This window comes from Acinetobacter higginsii (assembly GCF_000369845.1).
Lineage (GTDB): Bacteria > Pseudomonadota > Gammaproteobacteria > Pseudomonadales > Moraxellaceae > Acinetobacter > Acinetobacter higginsii.
The window spans coordinates 291,055-318,032 of the sequence record NZ_KB850211.1; the positions used below are offsets into that span (position 1 = coordinate 291,055).

21 protein-coding genes are annotated in these 26,978 nt (G+C 40.9%); 13 read left to right on the forward strand and 8 right to left on the reverse strand.

The features are described 5' to 3' along the window. The first annotated feature begins 2 nt into the window (after positions 1-2). The 5 genes from F885_RS18605 to F885_RS18585 all read left to right on the forward strand — a co-directional run bounded on the left by F885_RS18605 (position 3) and on the right by F885_RS18585 (position 7,933). Positions 3-2,486 (forward strand): hypothetical protein, encoded by a 2,484-nt coding sequence (locus F885_RS18605; protein WP_005312540.1) that lies wholly within the window; start codon positions 3-5, stop codon positions 2,484-2,486. Between the two features lie 17 nt (positions 2,487-2,503). Next, a complete protein-coding gene (locus F885_RS18600; RefSeq protein WP_005205576.1) occupies positions 2,504-4,333 on the forward strand; it encodes a hypothetical protein in 1,830 nt (609 codons plus the stop codon). An 81-nt stretch (positions 4,334-4,414) separates the two neighbouring features. Then, on the forward strand, positions 4,415-5,278 hold the full coding sequence (locus F885_RS18595) for a hypothetical protein (RefSeq protein ID WP_017402059.1): 864 nt from the start codon (positions 4,415-4,417) through the stop codon (positions 5,276-5,278). Between the two features lie 34 nt (positions 5,279-5,312). Next, on the forward strand, positions 5,313-6,734 hold the full coding sequence (locus F885_RS18590; protein WP_005312542.1) for a hypothetical protein: 1,422 nt from the start codon (positions 5,313-5,315) through the stop codon (positions 6,732-6,734). A 158-nt stretch (positions 6,735-6,892) separates the two neighbouring features. Continuing rightward, positions 6,893-7,933 (forward strand): hypothetical protein, encoded by a 1,041-nt coding sequence (locus tag F885_RS18585; protein ID WP_005205571.1) that lies wholly within the window; start codon positions 6,893-6,895, stop codon positions 7,931-7,933. Positions 7,934-7,999: 66 nt separating this feature from the next. Here the strand turns inward: F885_RS18585 and F885_RS18580 are convergent, their stop codons facing one another. Beyond that, positions 8,000-8,929: a tRNA dihydrouridine synthase gene (locus F885_RS18580; RefSeq protein WP_005312544.1), complete on the reverse strand. Its 930-nt coding sequence runs from the start codon at positions 8,927-8,929 to the stop codon at positions 8,000-8,002. Between the two features lie 81 nt (positions 8,930-9,010). After that, entirely contained in the window at positions 9,011-9,820 is an 810-nt protein-coding gene (locus F885_RS18575) for a cytochrome C assembly family protein (protein WP_005312546.1), read from the reverse strand. A 147-nt stretch (positions 9,821-9,967) separates the two neighbouring features. Between F885_RS18575 and ffh the strand changes: the two genes are divergently transcribed. Both ffh and F885_RS18565 read left to right on the forward strand, forming a co-directional pair. Beyond that, positions 9,968-11,380 (forward strand): signal recognition particle protein, encoded by a 1,413-nt coding sequence (ffh, locus tag F885_RS18570; RefSeq protein ID WP_005312548.1) that lies wholly within the window; start codon positions 9,968-9,970, stop codon positions 11,378-11,380. Positions 11,381-11,541: 161 nt separating this feature from the next. After that, the gene (locus F885_RS18565) at positions 11,542-12,129 is read left to right on the forward strand and encodes an RBBP9/YdeN family alpha/beta hydrolase (RefSeq protein WP_005312550.1); all 588 of its coding nucleotides are present in this window, start codon (positions 11,542-11,544) and stop codon (positions 12,127-12,129) included. Here the strand turns inward: F885_RS18565 and F885_RS18560 are convergent. Both F885_RS18560 and F885_RS18555 read right to left on the reverse strand, forming a co-directional pair. Beyond that, positions 12,099-12,842 carry a pantothenate kinase gene (locus F885_RS18560; protein WP_005312552.1) on the reverse strand — a complete coding sequence of 248 codons (744 nt, stop codon included), beginning with the start codon at positions 12,840-12,842 and terminating at the stop codon, positions 12,099-12,101. The two genes, F885_RS18565 and F885_RS18560, sit on opposite strands and share 31 nt — an antisense overlap. Positions 12,843-12,857: 15 nt before the next feature. Continuing rightward, the gene (locus tag F885_RS18555; RefSeq protein WP_005312556.1) at positions 12,858-13,634 is read right to left on the reverse strand and encodes a biotin--[acetyl-CoA-carboxylase] ligase; all 777 of its coding nucleotides are present in this window, start codon (positions 13,632-13,634) and stop codon (positions 12,858-12,860) included. Between the two features lie 6 nt (positions 13,635-13,640). On the opposite strand from F885_RS18555, the gene F885_RS18550 reads away from it, so the two are divergent. Beyond that, positions 13,641-14,441, forward strand: coding sequence for a sulfite exporter TauE/SafE family protein (locus F885_RS18550; RefSeq protein WP_004804875.1), 801 nt, complete (start codon positions 13,641-13,643; stop codon positions 14,439-14,441). 6 nt (positions 14,442-14,447) lie between these two features. On the opposite strand, the gene F885_RS18545 is transcribed toward F885_RS18550, so the two are convergent. Both F885_RS18545 and F885_RS18540 read right to left on the reverse strand, forming a co-directional pair. After that, complete coding sequence (locus tag F885_RS18545; protein ID WP_005312559.1) at positions 14,448-14,990, reverse strand: GTP-binding protein; 543 nt, start codon at positions 14,988-14,990, stop codon at positions 14,448-14,450. Between the two features lie 14 nt (positions 14,991-15,004). Next, positions 15,005-15,970 (reverse strand): hypothetical protein, encoded by a 966-nt coding sequence (locus tag F885_RS18540; protein ID WP_005312562.1) that lies wholly within the window; start codon positions 15,968-15,970, stop codon positions 15,005-15,007. Between the two features lie 352 nt (positions 15,971-16,322). On the opposite strand from F885_RS18540, the gene F885_RS18535 reads away from it, so the two are divergent. The 4 genes from F885_RS18535 to ligA all read left to right on the forward strand — a co-directional run bounded on the left by F885_RS18535 (position 16,323) and on the right by ligA (position 23,653). After that, on the forward strand, positions 16,323-17,018 hold the full coding sequence (locus tag F885_RS18535) for a GntR family transcriptional regulator (protein WP_004804879.1): 696 nt from the start codon (positions 16,323-16,325) through the stop codon (positions 17,016-17,018). Between the two features lie 10 nt (positions 17,019-17,028). Beyond that, entirely contained in the window at positions 17,029-20,547 is a 3,519-nt protein-coding gene (smc, locus tag F885_RS18530) for a chromosome segregation protein SMC (protein ID WP_005312566.1), read from the forward strand. 1 nt (position 20,548) lies between these two features. Next, on the forward strand, positions 20,549-21,553 hold the full coding sequence (locus tag F885_RS18525) for a cell division protein ZipA C-terminal FtsZ-binding domain-containing protein (RefSeq protein ID WP_005312569.1): 1,005 nt from the start codon (positions 20,549-20,551) through the stop codon (positions 21,551-21,553). A gap of 72 nt (positions 21,554-21,625) precedes the next feature. Then, positions 21,626-23,653, forward strand: a complete 2,028-nt coding sequence (ligA, locus tag F885_RS18520) for an NAD-dependent DNA ligase LigA (protein WP_005312571.1) — start codon at positions 21,626-21,628, stop codon at positions 23,651-23,653. 70 nt (positions 23,654-23,723) lie between these two features. On the opposite strand, the gene F885_RS18515 is transcribed toward ligA, so the two are convergent. Further along, a complete protein-coding gene (locus F885_RS18515) occupies positions 23,724-24,779 on the reverse strand; it encodes an SDR family oxidoreductase (protein ID WP_005312574.1) in 1,056 nt (351 codons plus the stop codon). Between the two features lie 353 nt (positions 24,780-25,132). On the opposite strand from F885_RS18515, the gene ftn reads away from it, so the two are divergent. Further along, positions 25,133-25,597 (forward strand): heteropolymeric bacterioferritin subunit Ftn, encoded by a 465-nt coding sequence (gene ftn, locus F885_RS18510; RefSeq protein WP_005205540.1) that lies wholly within the window; start codon positions 25,133-25,135, stop codon positions 25,595-25,597. A gap of 78 nt (positions 25,598-25,675) precedes the next feature. Here the strand turns inward: ftn and F885_RS18505 are convergent, their stop codons facing one another. Then, complete coding sequence (locus F885_RS18505; RefSeq protein ID WP_005312577.1) at positions 25,676-26,944, reverse strand: OprD family outer membrane porin; 1,269 nt, start codon at positions 26,942-26,944, stop codon at positions 25,676-25,678. Positions 26,945-26,978 lie beyond the last annotated feature (34 nt).

Consider the following 26,978-nt stretch of genomic DNA (forward strand, 5'->3'; position numbering starts at 1 on the left):
AGATGAAAAGGAAGCCAACATCTACACGTCATTTTGTTTTAACAGTATTGGCAAGTAGTATTTTATTGACTCAGAGCGTATATGCTTTACAAGAATTGCAAGATAGCGATCTAAGTTTAGTGAATGCTCAGGATGGGCTATATTTGCAGACTGAATATAAGCAAATGGATTTTGATCAGCTTTATTGGCAAGACAAAGCAGGGACACCAACCGGTGAGAAGGATTTAAGAGCAACAGCCAATGGTGTGCAAGTTCGTAAAAATACGAATTATAAAGGTGGAAACTACCAACTTGGTACAAATTATAAGATTCAGTCAGGTACTACGGTCAATAATGGAAAAGCAACTGCGGGTTTGGATTTTGAAATAGAGTCATTACCTTCTACGATTTCAGTTAAAGGCTTTCAGGTCTGTAATCAAACAGCAGGAACGTGTGATAATCTTATTGGTAATGTCGCATTGCAAACAGACTCGCCACAGAATATTCGTTTTCAAACTAAAAATGGTTTATTTGACCCAAATTCTCAAGCAAGTTTGGGCCTTAACTTACGCAACCTAAATATGTACTTTGGATTGAATGACGGTGCTGCTGCGAGTAATTATTACAATCAGTTGATTTTAAAAAACTTTAATTTTAATTTCGATGGTAAGGGAGTAATTTATGTTGACCCTACAAAAGGTTTAATGTTGCAAACCAATAGTGTCAAAGACAGTGCAGGCGGTACTGTTCTTCCTGCGACGATACAGCAGTCGCCAGATGCGACACATGGCTATATTGATTTTACTCGGGTACCAATACCCAATATGAATGCAGCTCAGAGTGCTAATGCAACCTATCGAGAGCTAGATACAAATCAAGCTTCACCAACTTATAATCAAGTGATTGCAACCAGTTCTGGTTTGAATATTGAACTAATGACTAAAAAAAGGGCTTATGTTGACTCTACAAACCCTGTTTATACTTTGGCCATTGGAGCAAATGAGGCAGATGCTGCGAAAGGGCTTATTCGTGTTGGGGCGAGTGGACGGATGGTCAATAGTTATTTGCAGATTCGTGGCGTCAATGTGAGCGGACAAACAAATAATATTCTAGGTTATGCAACCAGTACTGATAATGGTGATCCATCAACGTCTACAGGTACAGATGGATCTATATTGGGTTCTACAGGAATTGGGGTTCGTTTACATGGTGAGTTTACCAGTGATGGCGATGGAATGCTTGGGACAGGTGGTAAGGCGACTACTTTAGAAATTGGTGGTGCAGGTACAAATACATTCGGCTTTGAGTTCAGTAAGTTAAGTCCACTCATTTCTAACTCGAATGAACGTGCTTATTTTGATAGTGGCAATGTCTACTTAGGACTGGCAAATACGCGTCATTTGCTTTTACCGCAAAATAGTGTGTTGAATAGTGCGCGTTTGGGTGGGGCAAGTGGTACTTTAACTACAGCTGTAGACTATAAGCAACAAATTGCAAGTAATACTACTCCAAATAGTTTAGTGGTTGCAATTCGTGGAGGTGATTTCCAAGCCGTTTCAAAACGTGGTCGTTTTACTTCAAGCAGTGGTGTTTCAACTGGAAATGCAATTGATGTCGATGCTGGAAAGGACAATACTTGGGGATTGGGTTTACCATATTATAATCTAAATAGTAATATTGCTGTGTATGCAACCAAATATTCAGGTTCAGTTTATGGTTTGGATAATACCAATAACACTGTAACGAAGTCGACTGTGAATGGGGTTGATCGTTTAGGTTTGGCACTTGGTTTAAGTGTGCAAGGGCGTAATCCAGAAGGAACAAAAACTACATCTATTATGGTGGTAGATGCGAATAATAATTATTATATTGGATTGCGCAATATAGATATGCTATTGCGTGGTTATGGCACGATGGGTTTTGAAAATGGGAATGTAAATGTATCCCTTAAAGACTTATTGATGGTGATGGCTGCAGAAATTGCTGGGGGGTATTTGCCTAGTTATAATGCCGCAGGTACACCATCATCGGGTATAAAAAATCCATTTAATACCAAAGATGATGTTTTATATGGATTAAAACTAAAAATGTTCGGTGACATGGATTTTAGTTTGGTTCCTAATAATGAAATCAATGCCAATAATCAGGCATGCTTATCTATTGTTGGGCGTTATTTGCTCAAAGACGGTGCAATTCAGTTAAGCGATCCAGTCGATGACTCCATGATTGGTTTTGATAATATTTCTGGTCTTATCCAGTTTAATAATGCTATTGCAGTGAATAAGGATAATGTTGGGTTTAATTATAGTTTTAATATTAATCCGGATCGAGAAGCATTAAATGTATTACGAGTAAGAGATATTAATTTATACCCACCAGCAAATTTAACTAATCCAACGTTAAGCCCCCCAGGACAACGTTTAGGTGAAATGGTAATGACTGGTGGGCGTATTGATGCCAGTATGGGAATAACGCCTCGAAATGGCGGCTTCACAAGACTCCCATGAGCTAAGGAAATAGAGCAATGAAAAAATATGGAATATTGGGTACTTTGACTCTAAGCATATTAGCAGTTCAGAGTTTTGCTGCCTCGAGTTTACATAGTCTAGATGATGAACAAATGCGTCAGGCAACGGGACAAGCATTGCTTTATATGGGCACGACTGCTGGAAGTAGTATCGACAGCAATTATAATTCTAAATATGGCAATATTAGCTTTTATAAAATGGGCCTACAGGCAGATTTAGAAGCCAATCTAAATATTAAAAAACTACAGTTGGGCTGTGGTGGAATCAATGGAGCCAATGGTTGTGATATTGATATTGAAAACTTGGCTTTAACAGGAGTTCCGACTTCTGTTGCATCAGATGGAACTCCAATTTGGAACTATAGTGGTACTTCTGGCGTAAATGAGCGCGCGGCAAGTAGTGCAATATTACGGAACCCTTTTATCGAATTTGCAATTAAAAATCCGCAAAGTGCATCTACTCGAGAAATGACAGGGGTACGTTTAAGTGCTGAGGGTATTAAAGGCTATATGACAGCTGGTACCAATAATGATCAACCTAATACGCCAGCTTCGCAATTAAACCAAGGTGGGATTAATACCTTTAGTGGCTATATTGTAACAGATCCTGTTGACGTCACAGCCAGTACGCAGGCCGCTAAGTTTGGTTTAACTCGAGACCAAATGATATATGCGCCAGTTTATATTAATGCCTTAGGCGTTATTTATGGATATCGCACGGCATATACCGCTGTTGATAAAATGAATCCAAGTAGTAATAACTATCAAGCTCCACCTAGCGGTGTATCGAGTTGGGGGATTAATATTGCTCAAAAAGATATCAAGTTTATCTTTCCTCAGACTGTAGTGACTGGTAATCGTATGTCTCAGCTGAATTTAAAAGTGGATAATGTCCCTGTTGGGCGAATTGCTGTAGGGGCATCAGATGGTCCGATTTATATGCAGATGGATGATAGTATTGCGAGTGTGAATAATGCTACTTTCTATATGGGGGAATCTGGTAGCCGTTCTTGGACAGTACGAGACACGAGTGACCCATGGCTAACTACGAATTCAGATGGTTTAACACCTGCGCAGAAACAACAATACAATACTACACTTCGTAATTTTGGTGTTCCTACTGGCCAAATGGGTTGTCTAAATAGTAGTAATGCTGCGAGTAATACAGCGTGTACTTTTATTGATAACTTAGCAGCGAATGTCTCGGTACAGCAAGATTTTAAACGGATGCATAACTTACCCGTGGCGAAAGCAATAAAAGATGCGAGTGGTAAAATCACAGGCTATGACTTTAATAAGGGGTTTTATCTATCGTTGCAAAAGGAGGCACTTCGTTGGCCTGGTAGTAATTCTGATGATATTGCTCAACGAGGATGGTGGATGTCATTTTCCGAACCATTGAATTTTGGTGCCTTAGAACCACAAACCAAAGTATCTATGGATGATGTATTACCTCAAGTGGCAACATTTATTAATAATTTCTTTAGTCAACAAAAAACAGACTCGGCTGGTAATCCATTATATGCAAAAAATAATTGTTCGTTTATTTGTATTGGCCAACCTGGTTGGCGTAGCCAAGATGGTGTAAATCTAGACTACCGCGAAGAGACAACGACAGCTGCAGGATCTTTTGGTCCGATTGGTAAAAATTTTATTGCTTTAAATACGGGTGATGCGTTGAATGCTTTGTTTGGCGCTCCACTATATAAATCGATTGGTATTATTGATGTAAAAGGGGTACCTGCAGTTATGGGATTGTCTGACTTGCCTTTAAGTAATTATCAGGCGGTTGTACCTAACTGTTGGGGAGGATTAAAGTTCTGTTAGGTTTAAAATTAAAGGAAGAGGCTATTAATTTAGCCTCTTCCTTTATTAATTGATTATTATCAATAGATGGTGTGTAATCGTATGTTGTGTAAGTTATTTATATTTTTTTTAACTTCTATTTTTTTTTGTTCGAACACATCGGCTGGAAATAATAAAAATGACTATAATCAGAGTATAAAGTCGTTTGAAAAATCAATTTATGGTCGGAAAGTATATGCAGATGTTGCATTTTTAGTTGGGCAAGCTGCTATTTTAATGGGAAAGCCTCCAGTTTTAATAAAGCCTTTACCTCATTATATTGAACAGTCAAATAGTTTTCCTGAATTTATTGAATACTATTTATGGACTATTCGAGATAAAAAATTAAAAGTTGAAAAATTAGATTTTTTAACTTTTAAAGATATTGCTTTTAAACCTGAGCTAGCACTTCGCTTAAATACATTTCCATTAGAGACTGAGGAATATAATAGGCAGGTAAAAAAATCATTCTTAATGATGGGCTATTCAATAACGTGTAGTGATCATTTTGATGAAAATCCGCTTATTTCTCCTCTAGATTATGGATATGTAACCACTCATCAAATTTTGGCATTAGTGATCGCCAAAGACAAAGGTTGTGTTGATAACCAACCCTATCAACAAGCTTTACCATTATTAATCAACCGTTTAAAAGCAGAGTTTGATGTTGAAACAAAGCTAAACGATCTTCAGATAGAAAGAGCAGCAATACTTGCATTGATTGGACGAGTAGATATGGTTCCTGCTGAATTTATTCAACGAATAGTCGACACTCAAAGATCAGATGGATACTGGTTGTATAATGATGAAATAACCCCACGAATTATACCAAAGGAGCATACTTCAGCTTTAGCATATTTTTTATTGGTGGCATATCGGGATAACATTTTACAAAAAAAAGAATCAAAACTGAAAAATAATGATTAAACTTAATTAGATTCTGATGTTAAGGATATATTCAGTGAACAAATCAATAATCGCTCAAACAATGATCGTTTCAGCTATGTTAGCATTAACAGGCTGCGGTGGGGGTGGCAGTTCTACTAGTCCGACGCCAACACCTACTCCGACGCCAACACCCACTCCGACGCCAACACCTACTCCGACGCCAACACCTACTCCGACGCCAACACCTACTCCGACGCCAACACCTACACAAAATTCGCCGTGTCAGGTTACTTTTGAGCAATGGAAACAACTCTCAGCAAATGATTCAGTTGAACAAGTCAACAGTAAATTAAACTGTAATGGTTTTCAGGGGGCTGTCTATGAGAGTTATCCTAATATTAAGCAAATCACCTCAATGTGGGGTACAGATCTAACGAAACCAACCATAGTTGCTTATTATGATAAAGGGAAGTTGAGTAATACGGTATATACTCCAATCAAATCAGAAACAGCTACATGTTTACCAACAAAAGAATTAAGTGATAGTCTTGCTTTTGATCAGAGTTTGAATGATGTTGAGAAAAAACTAGGTTGTAAGGGAATCTATCAATACAGCTCTAAAGAGAGTAATAATCGTATATATACTTATTATTCATGGCAAAATGTAACTAGCAAAGATAGTTTGATCGTCATTTTTGATGAGAATAATAAATTAATCGATAAGGTTTACAGAATAGCGACGCCTGAGATTAATACATGTATTCCTGAGCGTGAAAAATGGGATAAGATTACAGTAGGGGATCAATATGATAAAGCTGCAGAAGCTTTAGGATGCGCTGGCACTTTAACACAAAGCCGAGTGGTCAATGGTGTTCCCGCAGAAGTTCGGGAGTGGGGGAAACTAGATAACTTAGCAAATCATGCAATATTATCAATCTTGAATAGTCAAATCCTTTCCAAGCAATTTATTTTTAAAGATGAAAAATCAGCTTGTGTCCCAAGTCTAGAAAAGTGGCAAGCACTCAAACTAGATTCTTCTTATGAAGATGTCAAAGCTGGAATGCAATGTGAAGGAGTCTTACAAATGTTAAGCACTACTTCAAAGGATGTTAAACAGTTACAGTCTACTTATGGCTGGAAAAACTTTTTAGCTACTAGTGATGTTGGAACGCCTACGAATCAAATTTTTCATCAACTTGTTTTTGTTGGAGATAAATTGCAAGAAAAAGTTTATACCAACAATAATCAACCTTTTTCTGAGTGTACACCAACACAACAAGGATTTGATAAAATTAAGATTGGTGAAGAATGGACAACAGCTCAAAATGCTTTTGGCTGTGCAGCCTCCTTAAGTTCAACATCTCAAAATCAAAATGCAATTGCAAAAGAGTATTCTTGGGGCCGTTTACAAGACAATACGGTGACGACCTATGCCTATGTTGTTTTAAACAATGGTGGTACGGTTGAGAATAAATTTATTCGTTTTGCTCCTTAGCTAGATTTGAGTAAAGTGTTATGACTCAATTATATGCATGATAAGTGATTGAGTCATACATGGCTTTATATCGTAGATTATCGGTTTTATCTTGTGAATTAAAAAAAATGTGCTAGTCTTTTGAGTATATTTTAAACATTTGTCTATGGATTAGGGCAATGGTAAAAAACAAAAAAATAGGATGCTTATCGCTGTTATTGTTAAGTCCATTGACGATGGCAATGCAGCCTCTAGATGATCAAAGTCTTTCAAGCACGATAGGTCAGAATGGTCTAAATATAGGCGTACAAGTTTCAAAAGTCGATTTTAATCAGATTTCGATTATTGATAGGGATGGTTTCGCGAAGAAAGGAGAGACGGCTTTACCGAAAGCTGCATTAGTGGTGGCTGCTAGTTCTGGTGGAGCCACCCCTGGTATAGATTTTGTTCAAACTTTTAATGCAAACGGCACAATACAGAATAATACTTCTGAATTATTAAATGCAATTATTGATGCTGATCGAGGAACGGGTACAAAAGGTGCTTTTGCAAATATTGCAGTGGCTTTTGGTAATAATGTAAACGGGATACGGATACGCCCGCTTTCCGTATATTTAGTACCAGATGATCCTGTTAATATTGATGCACTTTCTTCATTGAATGGTTCATCTTATGTACGAAAATCTATTTTTAGTTCTGGTACAACACTGAAACAGAATATTAAAGAACTATTAAGGACCAGTAATATTGATATTGAGTTTATTGCAAATAATAAACCCAATATGAATATCCAATTGGGAGCGGCGCCTCAAGGGCATATGATTATGTTTGGCGGTGCACTTAAATCAATTTGTGGTTCAACAACAGCAAATCCTGATGGGTGTAATATTAATTTGGTTTCTGGAACAACGGGGGCCAAGTTTGATTTACAGATGACAGGAAAAGATGTGAATGGTTTTTCTTTGAATGGTTTTTATGCAGGAATTGAGAATCAAGCAATAAATGGATCAACTACGATTCCAGGTGGGGTGGTCTTTGGTAATACAGGTACATCAGATAAATTTAATTTATCTTTAAATAATGTAAAGATGGGGGATACTATTCCTGCTGCAAATTTGGACGTAAATACATTTAATGGATTGCAAAATGGTTCAATGGGGAACTGGGGAATTAAAGGAGCTTCCATTACTGATTTTAAAATGAAAGTCAGTGGGATGTAACAACTAAATTCGTTTTCCAAAGCGGCTTTTTGCCGCTTTTTTTATTGCATAGGGATAACTCTAAATTTAGCTTTGTTTTAAAAACTGGATAATCTCATCTAATTGCTTGATTTTCTTAACATGACCCCACAACGCTTGCGCTTCAGGATAAGCTTTGGTCATCATCCCTAGCCACTGCTTATAACGTCCGACCATGCCAATTTCAGTCTTATATTGCCCACTTAAAAAGCGTAGTTGTAATTCAACCAAATCTTGCCAAGAGAGCAGCGCATGATCAATATCTTGACGGACACATAGAGTTAAATCGGGAGTAGTGACAGCACCACGTCCAATCATAAGGTCTTGGCAATGCGATTGTGCTAAACACGCTTTTGCATCGGCATTATTCCAGATCTCACCATTGGCAATCACATTAATATTTAATGCTTCGGTAATCGGTTGAATTTTTTCCCAATAGGCTGGTGGGGTATAGCCATCAGCTTTAGTGCGTGCATGTACGGTGAGCCAGCTTGCACCTGCATCTTGAATCGCATGAGCATTATCTAGCGTATGATTCTCATCCAGATAGCCCAAACGCATTTTGGCTGAAACAGGAATATGTGCAGGCACAGCATCACGAACGGCTTTCACCAACAGATGTACTGTTTCTGGCTCATCTAACAAAACAGAACCACCGCGATGGCGATTCACTGTTTTGGCTGGACAGCCGAAATTCAGATCAATAGCGGGTGCGCCCAGTTCTACGACTTTGGCGGCATTGGCAGCTAGCATATCCGGGTTATTACCCAGAAATTGTACATGTACAGGTGTACCTGCTGCGGTTTTGCCTCCATTTTTTAATTCAGGGCAAAAACTATCGTAGATATGATCTGGCAGGATGCTATCGGTAATACGGATAAACTCAGTCACGCACCAGTCAAAACTGCCAACATGGGTGAGCACGTCACGCATGATCGGATCAGTTAGACCTTCCATTGGAGCGAGTACAAGTTTCACGATTTTTTACCTAGATAAGCGAAAACAGCGTTATACGCATTTTCAGATAGGCTGTCTAGTTTTTATTAAAATGCGAAAAATCTAGCGTCCTAAAATCATTTCTAAAACAAATTTACTGCCCATAAAACCAATGGCGAGAAGGACAAAACCAGTAATGGTAAAACGAATGGCTTTACGACCGCGCCAGCCAAATTTGTAATGTCCAATCAACAAGGCGCCATATAGGAACCATGAAATGATACTAAAGGCGGTCTTATGTGCCAGATGCTGTGCAAAGAAGTTATCGATGGTAAAGAAACCAAATAACAATGCTGCGGTCAATAAACCAAAACCTGTGATAATCAGGTCAAACAATAAGGATTCCATAACTTGGAAGGGAGGTAATAAATTGACCCAGATCCGTCGTTTTTGCTTCTTTTTCAGTTCCCGATCTTGGAACCAGAGCAACACAGCATGAATAGTTGCCATTAACAAAACTGCATAGGCCGATAATGACAGAATAATATGTAAATCTAAGCCTAAGCTATGTTGTTCAATAATCTGATTCGGTTGGCTAAAGGCAAAGCCCAAGATTAGGCCAAAGGCTGCAACAGGCGTCCCGATCAGATTCAACGGGAGGATGGGGCGGATCAGGCTCAGGATTAAACTGAGTGCCAGCATTAGCCCTGAAGTAAATGACATCAGGTTAAAGACATCATAATTCACCCCAATCGGTGTCATCATGTCTTGGTAGAGCACAGTACTATGCAGTACCAACCCTAGTCCAACGATAAGACCATAACACCAAAGATTTGGACTACGTTTTGACATCAATCGAATAAACAAATACCAAAATGAACTGGTATAGGCGATGAGTGCCAAAATTGTGTAAACCAAGGGGAGACTGATCATGTCAAACCTTTTGTAGGAGGATGAATAATATTCACCATATAAGATATAAATTCGCTTCGAACTACAGTATCCTATAGCATCTTATGCATAAATTTTCTATTTTAAGAAAGATTTTTTTGCAACTAGCCATTTTAAGCGGATTTCGCAATGTTTGATACCTTAACAGAACGACTCACACAGAGTTTAAGAAATGTTACTGGCTCAGGGCAGCTGACCGAAGACAATATTAAAGATACCCTACGTGAAGTACGTATGGCACTTCTTGAAGCCGATGTGGCGTTACCTGTAACTCGTGAATTTATCGCGAAGGTTAAGGAAGAAGCGCTCGGTCAAGAGGTGATGACTCAGCTTTCCCCTGGTCAGGCATTTGTAAAGATTGTCTATGATGAACTCACCAAGATGATGGGTGAGGCCAATGAAACACTAGATTTAAGTGCAAAACCACCTGTGGTTGTCCTGCTTGCAGGTTTGCAAGGTGCGGGTAAAACTACAACTGCGGCAAAATTAGCGCGCTTCTTAAAAGAACGCCAAAAGAAAAAAGTCATGACCGTTTCTGCCGACGTGTATCGTCCAGCAGCGATCAAGCAGTTAGAAACTGTTTCCAATGAAGTGGGTGTTGGTTTCATCCCTTCAGAAGCAACTGAAAAGCCAATTGATATTGTGAATCGTGCCATTGAGCAAGCAAAAATCCAGTTTGCTGATGTCTTGATTGTCGATACTGCGGGCCGTCTGCATGTCGATGAAGACATGATGGACGAGATCAAAGAATTACATGCTGCGGTCAAACCAACCGAGACCTTATTCGTTGTCGATGCGATGACGGGTCAGGATGCTGCCAATACAGCAAAAGCCTTTAACGATGCTTTGGCTTTGACCGGTGTGATTCTGACGAAGACTGATGGTGATGCGCGTGGTGGTGCGGCACTTTCTGTTCGTGCGATTACAGGCAAGCCAATCAAGTTCTTGGGGATTGGTGAAAAACTAGATGCACTTGAGCCATTCCATCCAGATCGTGTTGCACAACGTATCTTGGGTATGGGTGACGTCCTTTCTTTGGTCGAAGAAGTGGAACGCAAAATCGACAAAGAAAAAGCCGAAAAAATGGCGAAAAAATTGCAGAAAGGCGGTACATTCAACTTTGAAGATATGCTGATGCAATTTGAGCAAATGAGCAAAATGGGCGGCATGATGGGCTTCTTGGACAAGTTGCCTGGTATGAGCAATGCCGGTATTCAGGATGCGATTGAAAAAGCCAACCCTGAAAAGCAAGTCAAGCGTATGGAAGCCATTATTCAGTCGATGACGATCAAAGAGCGTCGTAATCCTGATTTGATGAACCCAAGCCGTAAAAAACGTATCGCAGCAGGTTGTGGTATGGATGTGGCTGAGGTCAATAAGTTAATCAAGCAACAAGCGCAAATGGCGAAAATGATGAAAAAATTTGCCAATCCATCGGGTATGAGCAAAATGCTGAAATCATTAGGCAATATGCAAAAACAATTTGGTGGTGGCGGTGGTAATATGGGCCCTTTATTTGGCAGCAATGACCAGAAAAAGTAAGTTCTATACTTCCTAGAAAGGCGCTTGATGCGCCTTTTTTTATTCTTTACAGCACATAAAATTTTGTATAAATTTAATACAAAATATCAACATTCAACTGGATTTAAAAAGCAGAAAATTAAAAATAAGTCTATGTTTTACATTGAAAAGTAGTGTTGAATATGTCACATAATTCAAAAAATAAGGTGTTTATTGTACATTGTGAGCATGCAGATCCAGAACAACATTGGTATCACTGGCTAGAACAGCAATTGAAAAGTGAAGCAGTTACAGTTGAGCGGATTTTTCTGGCTGATGCGAGTCACCCTGAAGCGGAGATTTGGCAAACCTGTTTGGATGCACAGTTAAAAGCGCTAAATGAGCAGAGTATTGTGGTGGCACATGGTTTGTCCTGTGTTGCGGTAGCTCGATTTCTAGCAAAGAAACTGAAGCAAACTACCTTGAAAGCAGGGGTGTTTATCGCAGCTTTTAATGATCCGATTTCACGAGATTCTGAGTTCAATACCTTTATTGAACATTCAACTTTTGAGAGTGGTGTATTGCGTGCCAATATTCAAAGACGTTTGGTTTTCTTTTCCAGTAATGATCCTGTCATCCCTGTACCACTGACTTTTAAATTTTCTAATTTACTCAATGCCCAACTGATTGAGGTAGCTCAAGCTGGGCATTTTCGGGCAGAAGATGGTTTTAGTGAGTTTCCACAATTATTGCAGGTACTTCAAACTTTGCTCAAAGCTGAGTTCAGTTGAACATAGTGACGTAAACCCTTGAGCAATAAATCGGATTCAACTTGTGGTTGATAATGGCTAAGGAACTTGGCGAATAAAGTAGCATCACCGCCAGTCAAAATCAGCTTTTTAGGCGATTGCTGCATGATTTGGTCAATGGTACTGATCAAGCCCAGCAAAATACCGTGGTGTACCGCATCCACCGTATTATGGCCAGGTTTTAAATTATCAAAGGCAGAGTCAGGAATCTTAATGCCTTTGGTATTTTGAATCAGCGAGTCTCGTTGCAGGTACAAATTGGGCAGAATATAACCGCCCAGATGTTGCAATCCTTCGACCAGATCAATGGTCAGGGCAGTGCCACAGCCAATCACACAAAAGTTTGCATCTGGCTTTGCCATGGCTAACACTTGTAACCAACGGTCAATCCCCAGTTGACTTGGAACATCATAGCCACACTTTAAACCCGCATATTCAGCATGGACTTTGGCAAAAATAATTGGAATATCCAAAATATCGAGAATCATGTGAATACGTTGGTTATTTTCCGAATCCAGAACCGAAGAAATCCCGACGCGACTTAAATTTTGATGGCGGAAGTGTTGGATCAAACCCAGCAATAAATCTGCAGGGGATTGCAGGTGTAATTCAGCGGCATGTTCAATGACTTGATCATGTGCAGTGATCCAATATTTTAAGCGGGTATTACCGATATCCAGCCATAAACTTTTCATAGAATCATCATTTCCTCAAATCGAAGCGAGACGCAAACGGCCTTGATAGAATTGTTGAGTCTGATCGGTTTTGATCAGTACCGCACCATCATTGTTGATCCCTTGAAACAGCCCTTGAATTTTACCTTGGGTATATTCAAATTCAACTTGTTGATTGAGCCAAATCGCGTGATGGTTAAAGCGTTCTGCTAAATTATAGCTACCGTGTTCAAACCACTGTGCTGCCTGCTGGATTGCGGTATACAGTTCAGCAATCAGGGTTAAACGATCAATGTGGGCTAAACCAAGCATTTCTAATGATGTAATCGGTTGATCTGCATGTTCCACAGGGGGCGTATTTAAGTTAATACCGACGCCGACAATTGCTTGATGAGGGGAAAGCGGTTCAACCAGAATTCCGCCCCATTTTCCTTGTGGGCTATATAAATCATTTGGCCATTTGACTTGTAATGTTAAGCCATGCAAGCTTGGCATCTGTAAAATATTCAGCGCAACTTCAAGGGCAAGGCGACCATCCAGTGCTGTTTTGCTTTGGATCAGTGTGCTTAAATAAATGTTGCCTTCAGGAGAGGCCCATTGTCGTTGGTGTTGACCTCGACCTTGTGTTTGTAATGCACTGCAGACCAATCCTGTCGTTATGCCTTTTTGCGCAATTTCACGCATATCATCATTGGTCGAGGTTGTGGTTGCTTTGAGTAGCACCACTTCTGGATATTGATTTTTTGCGTTCAATAATTGCTGAAGCTGGCGGGTTGCGAAATCATCCATCATTTTTACAAGTAGAGTGGTCATGTGTTTATGGAGTTAATCATATATTTACTGATTGGCGCAATTGCTGGTTTTGCTGCGGGGTTATTTGGGGTTGGTGGTGGCTTAATTATTGTGCCGATTTTATATATTGTCTTTACCCAAATGAATTATGACCCGAATGTGATTATGCATATTGCGGTTGGAACTTCATTGGCAACTATTATTGTGACCTCGATCAGTTCGGTGATGGCACATCATAAAAAAGGGGCAGTGTTATGGCCTGTGTTCCGCAATTTAGCGCCTGGTTTGGTGCTCGGTTCGTTTCTGGGGGCGGGTGTGGCTGATCTGATGTCAGGGCAGCATTTACAGTTGGTGATTGGTGTCTTCGCCGTCTGGATGGCTTACAAGATGTTTAGAGGTGCAAATGCAGTGGTTGATCCAAATCGTCATTTACCGTCAGCGCCTTTACAACTTGCTGCGGGTGGTGGCATTGGGGTGGCATCCGCGATTTTTGGCATTGGTGGGGGTAGCCTTACCGTGCCTTACTTAAATCGTCATGGCGTGGTGATGCAAAAGGCAGTGGCGACCTCTGCAGCCTGTGGTTTACCCATCGCAGTTGCGGGAGCAATTGGCTTTATGTGGTTTGGTGCCAAAGAGCAGATTGAAGTGCCGAACACGATTGGTTATGTGCATATCTATGCTTTCTTGGGTATCAGTGTCATGAGTTTTATCACCGCAAAATTTGGCGCCAAAGTTGCACATCGTTTGTCGCCAGCCATGCTGAAAAAATGTTTTGCAGGTCTATTGGTGGTGGTTGGCAGCTATTTTATTTATAAAGGATTGATCTGATTTGTTTTAGTTAGTAAGACCATAATGTACTTCAATGGTCGCAATCAAGGTTTCGACCAGAAGAAGTACATCATCTTGCTGACGTGCATCGATAAAGAATAGCGGATAATTCAGTTCTTTGGCTGCTAGCCAGTCACGATACATGGATAAGGTGCGTTCTGGCACACGGTCAATATGGGTAATTGCAATCACAATATTATGACCAAAGGGCTGAAACGCTTGAAGATATTGCTCTAAATCTAGTAAAGGGTTTTCAGCAGCATGGTCAATCATGACGATTGTTCCGATTGCGCCCTTACAGATCACTGCCCAAATAAAATCAAAGCGGTCCTGCCCAGGCGTACCATATAAACCAACCTTAACACCATCGTCCAAAGTCAGCTCACCATAATCAATGCCAACAGTGGTGAGTAATTTGTCATGGGACTCGGTATCCGTATTCAATGCCTCGGTACTAAGGACCTCAATTTCAGACAAGGCTTTGATCGCCGTGGATTTACCTGAACCCATGGTGCCACCGAAGACAATTTTATATTGATGTAAAATCATGGATATGTCCTTGCTTAAAAGCCTAAACGATGGCGTAAGCGACCAAATAGTTTTTTCATAAAATGCTGTTCTGTTTCACTTTGCTGAGTTTGCGGGCGATATTTTGCCTGTTGATCTTTAATTAGCGTTCCACACTGTGCACCCAAGCATGCTGCAACAAAGTGTCTGACTTTCTGTTCGGGGAGGTTAAGTTGTTGGGCAACTATGCTGATCTGTGCACCTTGTGCAAAACAGGCTGCCATCCGCAAGATATCTTGGCGATCACCTTTGTTTTTGGGTTGTGGCCAGAATTGCAGATAAAAACTTGAGGCAGAAGCTGGACAGAGTTCCTCAAAATCCATAGAGGTCCAAAGTAAATGCCAAAGCCATTGTTTTAAGTCTTGCTGAGCTGCATCTGCAATCCAATGCAAATCATTCTGTGTGGCATAGGTATAGTTCAGGCTTGGGTCGGTTTGAAAAGAATAAAATTCAGGATGTTGCCACAGCCATTGATTGCGTGGGTCGGCAATGGCGAGTAGTCCTTGGTTATCAAACAGCTGAATCTTGCCATTCTTAGGATTTTGAATTTCTTGCAACAGGTCTTTAATTTGTTTGCGATGAAAGATTGGCACATTTTCAGTTTCGATATTCTCTGGTGCTTGATTTAAGCGTTCATCCAGATGAAGGCTCAGCCAGTGATGCAAGGAATGAAGATGGTTCAAGGGCAGAAATAAGGTGTCATCTTCGATGGCGCTATTTTTATCAGCATCATTGGCAATTTTCAGTACATTGATTTTATTGTTTTGCAGTAGGGTCTTGATATTGGGTGAGTCAAAAAATACTTGGTTAATCATGAGGATATCGAGCTGTGGCTCGGCAATATTGCTCCAATTGATTTGGACATGCTGTGGCACAGCCGTTTGAACCTGTTGTTTTAACTCATTCAAGGTTCTGAGACTGAGTCCAAAAATGGCAATATTGACGGCTTGATGAACACCCATGTTATGACTCATCTATGTATGTACTGAGCAATTCAGTAGGAGATTTAAAATGCGATACCATTAATGAAAATATTATTTTTTGTGACATGTATCAATTAAAAAGCGATAAGAGAATGTCTTTTCAGATGTGTGGTTAAATATCAGGCGCAAGCATAAATATTTGATATTCAATATAGAAAAACTGAGTGTTTAGTACATATTGAGAATCATATTGCAATTTTTTAGCGCAATTGGCTTAAAAAGCAATAAAATTGTCAGACAATGATATAGAATTTATAGGGCGAGATCAGTTAAAACAAAAAAGCGCAAACAGCATTGAATCAATGCGTATAACAAAGATAGCGAGGGGCTCATGAATCTCGAAGAGGCTGATAGTCTTTCTGAACAGATTGCAAAGTATATTAGTGAACAAATTATTAGTGGTGAGCTGGTTGAAGGCGAACGCATTCAAGAGTTGCGCATTGCCAAAGAATTAGATGTCAGTCGAGGCTCGGTTCGTGAAGCACTGTTGTTACTAGAACGGACTTATTTAATTGAAATTTTTCCACGTCGTGGCGCGATTGTCTCTGAAATGTCAGCGCAACAGGTCAAAGCGCTATTTGATACCAATGTGATGGTACTCGGGCATATTGTGCAGCGGATTAGCGAAACCTGGCGAGTCAATGAAGCAGAGCAACTGCAAGCGTTATTGGATCAACTGGTCGAGTTTGTTCGTGCGGGCGATATCGAAAAATTTTATGATGCAATCTTTAAATATTTGGCAGATCAGCATGAAATGGTGGCGAATCCCTATTTGATGCAATTCTATAAAGAACTACTGCCATCGTTACGCCGTAGCTATTTTTTGACCTTGAATACCTCACGTCGAGAGCTACAAGAATCGTTTACCCTGTTTAAGTTGGTGATTGATGCTATTTTGATCCGAAAATCACAACAAGCTGCTTTATTTATGGAAGATTTTTGTCGACACTTGCGCAACCTTGTGTTGGAATCTCTGACACGTATGAAACAGATTGAATTGGCTTGGGCTAGACGCTCACGCCGCTAGTTAGGGCAGTATGCGTTTAAGCAGTTTAAAACTTTCAGGCTTTAAATCTTTCGCCGATAGTACAACATTACATTTTAAGGCCAACCGTACTGCAGTGGTTGGGCCGAACGGTTGTGGTAAATCAAATGTCATCGATGCAATTCGCTGGGTCATGGGCGAGTCCAACGCACGTCAATTGCGTGGCGGCAGTATGCAGGATGTCATTTTTACCGGGACAGCCAAACGCAAACCTGTCGGGGTTGCCAGTGTTGAACTTCGTTTTGACAATACTTATGGCAAATTAGGTGGCACTTATAATGCTTATAGCGAGCTGGCTGTCCGTCGCCAAGTCACGCGTGAAGGTAAATCTGAATATTTCCTGAATGGCACGCGTTGCCGTCGTCGTGATATCACTGATATTTTCTTGGGTACAGGTTTAGGGCCGCGTTCTTATGCCGTGATTGAACAGGGTATGATTAACCGTCTGGTCGATGCCAAGCCTGAAGAAATGCGTGTGTTTATTGAAGAAGCGGCAGGAGTGTCTCGTTATCAGGCGCGTCGTCGTGAAACCTTGCAGCACTTAGAGCATACTGAGCAAAATCTATCACGTTTAGACGATATTGCCGCTGAACTAAAATCCCAACTTAGAAGCTTAAAGCGTCAATCTGAAGCTGCGATTCAATATAAGACCTTAGAAGGGCAGATTCGAACTTTAAAAATCGAGATTCTTTCGTTCCAAGCCAATCAAAGTCAAAAGCTACAACAAGAATATACGGTTGAAATGACGGCATTGGGTGAAAACTTTAAGTTAGTTCGTTCAGAATCACAGACCATTGAACACGATCTTGAAGCCACCAGTGCTTTATTCCAACGCTTAATTCAGCAGTCTTCACCCTTGCAGCATGAATGGCAACAGGCCGAGAAAAAGCTGTCTGAATTAAAAATGACCTTGGAACAAAAACAGAGTTTATTCCAGCAAAACAGCAGTAGCTTGCTACAACTTGAGCAGCAGAAAGTACAAACCAAAGAGCGTTTACAACTCTCTGAATTACAAGTTGAAACTCTAAGCACCCAATTTGATGAGCAAAATGAAAGCTTGCTTGCCTTAGAGCAGCAGACTCAAACGGCTGAGCAAAATTTTACTGATGTTCAGGCACAGCACAAGCAAGCACAACAGCAATTTGAACAACTGAAAACCCAAGTCGATCAGCAACAACAAAAAAAGTTGCAGATGGCAGCGCAAATTGAACAGTTGGGTAAGAATGTTCTGCGCATTGAGCAGCAAAAGCAGACCTTGCAAACGCAAACAACTCAGATCCGTGCTCAGGTTCAGGATGATGAACAGGCGCAGTTAGAACAATTACAGCAGCAACTGCAACAGGAAATAATTGCGTTAGAAACCGCGATTGAGCAATTACAGCAGGATGTTCAGACACAGCAAGATCAACAACAGTTGCAGAAGGCTGATGTGCAGAGTCTGAAAACCGAGATTCAGGTTTTATTGGCTGAACAAAAGAACTTAACTCAGCTCGTCGCAAAACAAAGTCCGAAGCATGATCAAAATGCAGTTCGATTGATGCAAAGCCTACGTTTAAGTGCTCAAGCTAAAGCGCATGCAAACATTATTGAGAAGTTCTTGGCCAAGTGGCTACAAGCGCATTTACTGGATGATGAACAGTCATTTCAGGAAGGTGTGGCACGTCAGTTAAAAAATCCCTCTTGCGGAACTACAACCGTTCCTCATCCCTTTGATAAAGGACTTGCGAAGCAAGGCTTCTCATCCCCTCTTTCTCAAAGAGGGGTTAGGGGAGATTTAAAATATCTATCAGATTGGATCGAAGCCCCACAATCTTCTTTATGGGCCAATGTAGCCGTTGCAGAGAATTTAGCGATTGCGTTGGAACATCAAGCGGATCTCCAGCACGCACAATCCATTTTAACGCTTGATGGTTATCATGTCGGTACCGATTGGGTCATTGCTTTGCATTATGATGAAGACAGTCAAACTGCACAGGGCATGCTTAGTCATCAAGTCCGCTTAGAGGAAATTGAACAGCAACTGGCACAGAAACAACCGCAGTTGCTCGATCTTGAACATCAATTTTCTCAACAGCATGAAACGTTGCAACTGCAGCAACAGCGTTTGCAGCAACAACAGCAAAGTCTGAAGCAAAAGCAAAAAGAGTTACAACAGCTGGATGTACAAATTGCCAAACTGCAAAGTACGGCACAGGCCTTTGTGTTGCAACAACAGCAATTGGCCGATCAACTGAAACAGCTTGATCTACAGCTTGAAGAAGATGCCATGCAGCGTGATGATCTGGAAATTGATCTGCATGCACTTGCATTGAAATTAGAAGCAGTGTTGCCGAACTATAAAACTTTACAGTTTCAGGTGGAAAACTTGAATGAGCAGTTGGATGAGCAGCAACAGCAATTGACTCAACAGCAGCAGCAACGTGAAGCTTTACGTCGCCAGACCTCGCAAGCCAATCAGCAAATTGAATTGTTAGAGAAAGATATCTCGTTCCTGAAAACGCAGTATCGTCAAATTATTGAACAAATTGAGCAGGCCAAGAAGTTTGTTGACCCAATTCAGCTTGAACTACCCAATTTAGAGTCGCAATTCCACGAGCAATTCCAGCAAACCGAAAAATTGCAAAAAACCTGGAATGAATGGCAACTTGAACTGAATCAAGTGCAAGAGAAACAGCAGCAACTCACAGAACAACGCCATCAAGCTCAACAGAAAGATGAGCAGGTGCGCGAGCAGTTGGAACAAAAGCGTTTGGCTTGGCAAGCGGCGAAATCAGATCGTGAACATTATCTGGAACAGTTGAAAGAACTTAATGCGGAAGCGTTATCTGATCTTTCAATTGAAATTAAAGATCACCAGCAGAAACTGGAAAAAGCCCAACAGCAATTCGAGAAAATTGGTGCAGTGAATTTGGCAGCGTCACTAGAATATGAAGAAGTGTCGCAACGTTTTGATGAGCTGAGTCATCAGATGCAGGATCTACAAAATACGGTTGATCAGCTCAAAGACGCGATGAAAAGCATTGATCAGGAAACCCGTAAACTGTTTATGACGACTTTTGATCAGGTCAATCAAGAGTTACAACTGCTATTTCCAAAGGTGTTTGGTGGTGGTGAAGCGACTTTAAGCCTTGAAGATGATTGGCAGTCTGGGGTCAAACTGATGGCGCGTCCACCTGGCAAGCGTAACAGTTCCTTGGCCTTGCTTTCAGGTGGTGAAAAGACCTTAACCGCTTTGGCTTTGGTGTTTGCAATCTTTAGATTGAACCCTGCACCGTTCTGCGTACTGGACGAAGTTGATGCGCCACTTGATGATGCCAATGTACAACGGTATTGTAATTTGGTAAAAGAGCTTTCTGAACAAGTGCAATTCATTTACATTACACATAATAAATTGGCGATGACAATGGCAACTGATTTACTTGGAGTCACCATGCCAGAGCCAGGCACATCAAAATTAGTGACTGTCGATTTAGAACAGGCAAAAGAATACGGGTTAGTTGCGGAGTCTTAGTATGGAAATGAATACAATAATAGGCATTGTTGCCGCCGTTGCGATTATGCTCGTTGGTTTAATCATGATTTTAAGAAAACCAAAACCAGTTGAGCCGTCATTAGAAGCAGATTTATATATTAATCCTGAAAGTCAGCAACCTGTGATCCCACGTCACGTACGTGACCAGCTTTTACAAAATGAAGTGGTGACTACAGCTGAGCGTGTTGAGCCAAGTTTAAATACTGAAGCAATTGTATCGGAGCCTGTAGCTGCGCAAGCCGTTAATGAGACTGGTGTTGAAACAAAAACGACGGAAATCGAACAAACTGCTAAAACAGGTGAGATTGTTGAAGCTGTAGCAGAGGTTGAAGCGGCTCAAAAAGATGAGACAGTAGCAGTTGAAGCAGAAACAACAGTGGTCTCTGAAAATGTAGAAGCTACAGAGAAAGCAGAGGAAAGCAAAGCGGAAACTGAGCTCAGCTTAAATCCAAATATTGAAACCGTCGCGATTGAAGAGTTTGATGGCGAAAGTAATATTCTGGATGTGCATTTACATGAACAGCAACGCTATGATGATGAAAGTGCTTTAGCAACCGCAGAGCAAATCATTGCCCTGAATGTTTATCCGAATCCACGTCGTGCCTTATCTGGCGATAAAGCACTCAAAGTATTATTGAAGTACGGTCTGCGTTTCGGTGAAATGTCGTGTTTCCATCGTTATGAAAATACCGATGAGCCAAGTGCCTTGATGTTCTCTGTGTTGCGTATGACAGATAATGGTCCTGCAGGTTTTGATCTGGAAACCTTATCTGGTGAGCAGGTGCAAGGTCTTGCATTCTTCTTGGCATTACCAAACAGCAAGGCGGTTACGGGTTATGACATGATGACCAGTATTGCGGGTTTAATTGCGCGTGAAGTCGATGGTAAGGTCTATGATGAAAATAATCTGGAATTTACGCCGCAGTTAAAAGAACATTGGCGTCATCACGTGATTGATTATCGTCCAAATCAAGCAACAGCTTAATGAATCTTTTATAATAAATTCAGTGAAAAGTTATAGGGCGGTTTTTCCGCCCTTTTATATGGTGAAATTTAAATGGAACACAACTCAGTCATTGAGCAAATGCGTCAGTTGATTCAACTGATTGCAAAACACAATCATGCTTACTATGTGATGGATCAACCCTCCATTTCTGATAGTGAATATGACCATTTATTTCATCAACTGAAAGCCTTAGAACAACAACATCCAGAATGTATTCAGGCGGATACACCGACCAATAAAGTCGGTGGTCAAGCGCTGTCAAAATTTGAAAGTGTGACTCATGCGGTGCCAATGCTGTCATTGGGCAATGTCTTTAATCAGGAAGATCTGTTTGCCTTTGCGCGCCGTATTGATGAACGTTTACCGAATCAAAAAGTCCAGTATGACGTTGAACTGAAACTCGATGGTTTAGCGATTTCACTGTGGTATGAAAATGGTGTCTTGGTTCGTGGTGTCACTCGTGGTGACGGTGAGACAGGCGAGGATATTACCCAGAATGTTAAAACCATTCGGAATTTGCCGAAAGTATTATCCAGTCAACATCAAGCGATTCCAGAGTTTCTGGAGGTTCGTGGTGAAGTATTGATGCCAAAGCAAGGCTTTGAAAAGCTCAATGCTGATCAGGAAGCCAAAGGTGACAAGACCTTTGCCAATCCGCGTAACGCTGCAGCAGGAAGCTTGCGTCAGCTTGATCCAAATATTGCAGCTTCACGTCCATTGGCGTTCTATGCTTATGGAATTGCGCAGTGTGTACCGAATCATGGTCTTGAAACCATGCATGACAGTTTGCACTGGTTAACCCGATTTGGTTTTGAAATTGCAGAACGTCAATTTCTGTGTGCTTCGATTGAAGAAGTACAACAACGTTATGAACAGATTCAGCAAGAACGCCCAGACCTCAAGGTTGAAATTGACGGTATGGTGATTAAGGTGGACAGCCTTAAACAGCAACAACAGCTCGGCTTTCTGAGTCGTGAACCGCGTTGGGCAACGGCCTATAAATTCCCAGCTCAGGCTGCACTCACCAAAGTTGAAAATATTGATTGGCAAGTGGGGCGTACAGGCACACTAACACCTGTCGCGCGTTTAGCACCCGTCTTTGTTGGTGGGGTAACCGTATCAAATGTGACCTTGCATAATATTGGTGAAATCCATCGTTTAGATGTGCGTGTTGGCGATACTGTGAGTGTCTACCGTACCGGTGATGTGATTCCAAAAGTTGAGAAAGTTTGGGCTGAGTTCCGACCTGCCGATGCGGAGATGGTTCATCTTCCGACCAATTGTCCAGTTTGTGATTCACCCGTGGTGATGCCAGAAGGTGAGGCCTTAGCACGTTGTTCAGGTGGCCTGTATTGTGCAGCACAACGGATCGAAGCCATTCGTCACTTTGTTTCACGTAAAGCGCTGGATATTGAGGGCTTGGGTGATCGTTGGGTCGAGTCACTTTTGCATCTCGACTTGCTCAAAGATGTGGCTGATATTTATCATTTACACGAGCATCGTGACACCTTATTGACCATCGAAAAAATGGGTGAGAAATCAGTTCAGAACTTGATTGATGCGATTGAAGCGAGCAAGAAAACCACTTTGGCGCGTTTTATCTATGCCTTGGGGATTCGTGGTGTTGGTGAAACCACAGCACGTATGTTAGCCAATACCTTCCAGACGCTTGAAGCGTTGAAAGCTGCGGATATTGAAGCCCTAAAGAAAACCCCTGATGTCGGTGATATTACTGCAGAATGGATTGCCGACTTTTTCCAAGCACCGCATAACATCGAAGTGTTGGATCGTTTGATGGCAGCAGGCATTCATTGGGATGCACCGACTGCACCAACGCGTCAGCCTTTGAATGGTGAGAGTTGGGTGGTCACAGGTACATTGGAAAGTATGGGGCGTGACGAAGCAACGCAGAAACTTCAAGCCTTGGGTGCGCGTGTCAGTGGTAGTGTGTCTAGTAAAACCAAATGTGTGGTTGCTGGTGAGAAAGCAGGTAGTAAGCTGGATAAAGCGCAAAAACTTGAAATTCGAGTGTTGAATGAGCAAGAGTTTTTAGAGTTTTTGCAGCAGTATGAAGTCTGATTCTCTATCTAAATTTTGAGTCAACACGAACTGATAAAAAAGGCGGCATTTATGCCGCCTTTTTCTGATATTAAATATATTTTTTCACAATGCCATCATCCAGCAATTGCTGGAAATGCTCACAGACACTCTCACGCACATCGCGATATTCAATGCCGAGTTCTTTGACGCTACGTTGCGCATTAAAATAGATTGGATAACCCATATTTAATTTTACAAACTCACGTGAATGACCGAGGATTGGCGCCACAAAAGCAAAAGCGGTCTTTGGCACAGTAAAGTGTGGGAATGGGAATTTATAACCAAACTTTTGTGTGAGTGCTTTGCCCATATCCAATAAGCTGAGTGTGCCACCACAAATAATATAACGGCCTTGTGCTTTTGGATTCAGTGCTGCCGCCACATGTGCATCGGCAACATCACGTACATCGACAATACCATTCCACATTGGCGGTACGCCAAACAAGGTAGTGCCATTACCAAACTGTTGTAATACTTCAATACTACCTGACTGACTTGCATCGGTGAGGGAAGGTCCCATTACTAAGGCGGGGTTAATACAGACTAAATCCCAGCGGTTCTGTTGTTCAGCCATTTCCCATGCTTTACGCTCAGCAGCAACTTTTGAATAGGGGTAGGGTTGATGGGTTTCGCTGCTGGTATTGTTCCAATGGCTTTCATCAAATTCATTATTGGCGGTATTTTGAATCTCAACTGCATCGCCATAGGTTGAAGCAATGCTTGACGTTAGTACCACACGTTTGACTGATTCGGTGCGATTAACGCTGTCTAATACGTTTTCTGTGCCTTTCACCGCAGGTTCAATAATGTCTTTGACTGCATCTTTATAATTGGTCACCACAAAAGGTGATGCAGTATGAATCACGATTTCACAATCTTGCATTGCATCATCAAATGAACGCGGTTCAAGCAAATCTGCTTTAAAAAATTCAATCTTCCCAGAAGATTGATCTGCCAGATCGTACAAATGCTGAATCTTATTTTTTTTGGATGGATCACGCACCGTGGCATGAACCGTATAACCTTGCTTGAGCAGACGTTCGATAATCCAGCCTGCAATATAACCCGTCGCGCCAGTGACCAAAATTGGTTTGCTTTTATCCATTGTGGTTTCCACATTATGTTTTTGTGATTGCTGTTATTTACCGAATTTTGCTTAAACAAACAACAGCTGAGCAGTCATTTTATATGCTTTTTTGATCAAAACATCGGTGAAATAAGAAGCATTGCTAATCGTTACAAAAAATCAAACAAATGATTTTCAATAGAATTATCTATTTTTAAACTGATAAATGATATGCAAAGGCTTATTTTATTTAGATAAATTGAGCTAATTATAACTGTAAATGCGTATGTTTCTCATTTTAATTTTATAAAAATCATGAGCTTACACAATTTTGTTTTTGCAATTCTATTGTAACTTGGCCATAATATTGTCATTCGATAGGAGTAAGTATTATGCGTGGCAATCCAGAAGTCATCGACTATTTAAATATGCTCATTGGCGGTGAATTGGCTGCTCGTGATCAATATTTAATTCATTCAAGAATGTACGAAGATTGGGGCCTGAGCAAAATCTACGAGCGTATTGACCATGAAATGCAAGAAGAAGCATCTCATGCGGATTCAATCATTCGTCGTGTGTTGTTCTTAGGTGCTCAACCGAACATGAATCGTGAAGATATTAATGTCGGCAACGATGTTGTCAGTTGCTTAAAGGCGGATTTGGCACTTGAATACCATGTCCGTGAAAAATTGGCAGTGGGTATCAAGCTGTGTGAAGAAAAAGGCGACTATATTAGCCGTGATATGTTGCGTCAGCAGCTTTCTGATACAGAAGAAGATCATACTTATTGGTTAGAAAAGCAATTACGTTTAATTGAACTGATTGGTTTGCAGAATTATATTCAGTCACAAATCTAATTGAGCCGTTTGAATGTGTGCTGCAAAAGAGAACTTCATCTGAAGTTCTCTTTTTTTTGTGAGGAAGAAATATAAGACTTAGAATTTTTTACTATAGTTCACGAATAAACGATCTTCGCCAAAGTCATTGCCGTGTTTTACATCATAGTCAATGCGAATGTACTGTAGTGCAAAACCTTTGAGATAAGGCTGCTGAAAAGCATAGTTCACAATAATATTGGACTCGGTTTCATGATTTTTGTCACCATTGGCTGCCTTAAAATCATGACCATAGACATATTTCACCATCGCATTTAGTCCAGGCACATAGTCCTTAAAATCATAGCCATACATCAAGTGATAAGACTTTTCATTCTTTTTGAAGAAGCCTGTGGCATTCCAGTTGATAAAATAGGTTTCAGGCAAGAAACCATCAGGTAAGGGATAAGCAGACTCTCCGATAATCTGTTGATAGCCCAAACCAAAAGACTGATTATTCACTTTCAGCATTTCCAAGATTCCAATATTTTGGGCATCAATATCAAAGTTGCTACCGTCATTTTTGGCATTGAAATATTTAAACTTAGAATTCAGGGTGAAGTTGGCTTGTTTCCATGTATGGTCTAGCCCAAGGTAGTGTTTATTGTAGAGGTCTTCTAAATTACCAAAGTAGTATTCGGCCTTCAGCGATGGCGTGAGTTGATAACGCAGATCCAGATAATTCAAACCATCAGAATATTCAGTTTTGCCATTGGCAGTAAAAGAAAATTTCTTAAAATCTTCTTCATTACGCGGTGACACTTTGGTCACTCGGCCTATTTCGGCATAGAGTTGATCAGAAAGTTGTGCCTTTAAATTGGTCCCCCAATATGATGCCAACAACTGGCGACTGGCATCTACTGCCGTTACGGGAAGATCTAGCCATAGTTCACCAACACTGAGTAGTGTTTTGTCATAGCCCAGTTTGAGGGTAGCACCATATTTTAAATAGTCAGATGCTTGTGATTGCGTTTTGGGGTCAAACGGCAACACCGTATCCGCCACATGCTTATCTTTGCTTAAACGTACCGCATATTGTACTGAAGCATCTGCCCCGATGGTGATTGCTTTGTCCGCGATTTGTAGGGGGGTATCCTGCATATTTGACTTGTAAAATAAAGACGCCGCTCGTGACCAACTGCCTGTATCTTTAAGGCTTGGATTGTCATAGTCACGATTAATATAGGCATTTTTAAGTGTGAATTTCCATTGATCTTGAGTTGTCTGAGCTGTCTCTGCAGCTAAAGCAACCGAGCTAGACCAGCTACCCATTGCCAATAGGGTTGCAACCGTTAAACGCGTAAGGGAAAAGCGCTGTAATAATTTCATAATCCATATCCGAAGTCAGTGCGCCAGTCCTCGG

Excerpts from the sequence above, each read along its gene's own strand:
- F885_RS18585 (WP_005205571.1), top strand. The coding sequence starts at position 6,893 with ATGGTAAAAAACAAAAAAATAGGATGCTTATCGCTGTTATTGTTAAGT.
- F885_RS18545 (WP_005312559.1), bottom strand. The coding sequence starts at position 14,990 with ATGATTTTACATCAATATAAAATTGTCTTCGGTGGCACCATGGGTTCA.
- F885_RS18535 (WP_004804879.1), top strand. The coding sequence starts at position 16,323 with ATGAATCTCGAAGAGGCTGATAGTCTTTCTGAACAGATTGCAAAGTAT.
- F885_RS18605 (WP_005312540.1), top strand. The coding sequence starts at position 3 with ATGAAAAGGAAGCCAACATCTACACGTCATTTTGTTTTAACAGTATTG.
- smc (WP_005312566.1), top strand. The coding sequence starts at position 17,029 with ATGCGTTTAAGCAGTTTAAAACTTTCAGGCTTTAAATCTTTCGCCGAT.
- ffh (WP_005312548.1), top strand. The coding sequence starts at position 9,968 with ATGTTTGATACCTTAACAGAACGACTCACACAGAGTTTAAGAAATGTT.
- F885_RS18600 (WP_005205576.1), top strand. The coding sequence starts at position 2,504 with ATGAAAAAATATGGAATATTGGGTACTTTGACTCTAAGCATATTAGCA.
- F885_RS18505 (WP_005312577.1), bottom strand. The coding sequence starts at position 26,944 with ATGAAATTATTACAGCGCTTTTCCCTTACGCGTTTAACGGTTGCAACC.
- F885_RS18565 (WP_005312550.1), top strand. The coding sequence starts at position 11,542 with ATGTCACATAATTCAAAAAATAAGGTGTTTATTGTACATTGTGAGCAT.
- F885_RS18555 (WP_005312556.1), bottom strand. The coding sequence starts at position 13,634 with ATGACCACTCTACTTGTAAAAATGATGGATGATTTCGCAACCCGCCAG.
- ftn (WP_005205540.1), top strand. The coding sequence starts at position 25,133 with ATGCGTGGCAATCCAGAAGTCATCGACTATTTAAATATGCTCATTGGC.
- F885_RS18560 (WP_005312552.1), bottom strand. The coding sequence starts at position 12,842 with ATGAAAAGTTTATGGCTGGATATCGGTAATACCCGCTTAAAATATTGG.
- F885_RS18540 (WP_005312562.1), bottom strand. The coding sequence starts at position 15,970 with ATGGGTGTTCATCAAGCCGTCAATATTGCCATTTTTGGACTCAGTCTC.
- F885_RS18595 (WP_017402059.1), top strand. The coding sequence starts at position 4,415 with ATGTTGTGTAAGTTATTTATATTTTTTTTAACTTCTATTTTTTTTTGT.
- F885_RS18515 (WP_005312574.1), bottom strand. The coding sequence starts at position 24,779 with ATGGATAAAAGCAAACCAATTTTGGTCACTGGCGCGACGGGTTATATT.
- F885_RS18575 (WP_005312546.1), bottom strand. The coding sequence starts at position 9,820 with ATGATCAGTCTCCCCTTGGTTTACACAATTTTGGCACTCATCGCCTAT.
- ligA (WP_005312571.1), top strand. The coding sequence starts at position 21,626 with ATGGAACACAACTCAGTCATTGAGCAAATGCGTCAGTTGATTCAACTG.
- F885_RS18525 (WP_005312569.1), top strand. The coding sequence starts at position 20,549 with ATGGAAATGAATACAATAATAGGCATTGTTGCCGCCGTTGCGATTATG.
- F885_RS18550 (WP_004804875.1), top strand. The coding sequence starts at position 13,641 with ATGGAGTTAATCATATATTTACTGATTGGCGCAATTGCTGGTTTTGCT.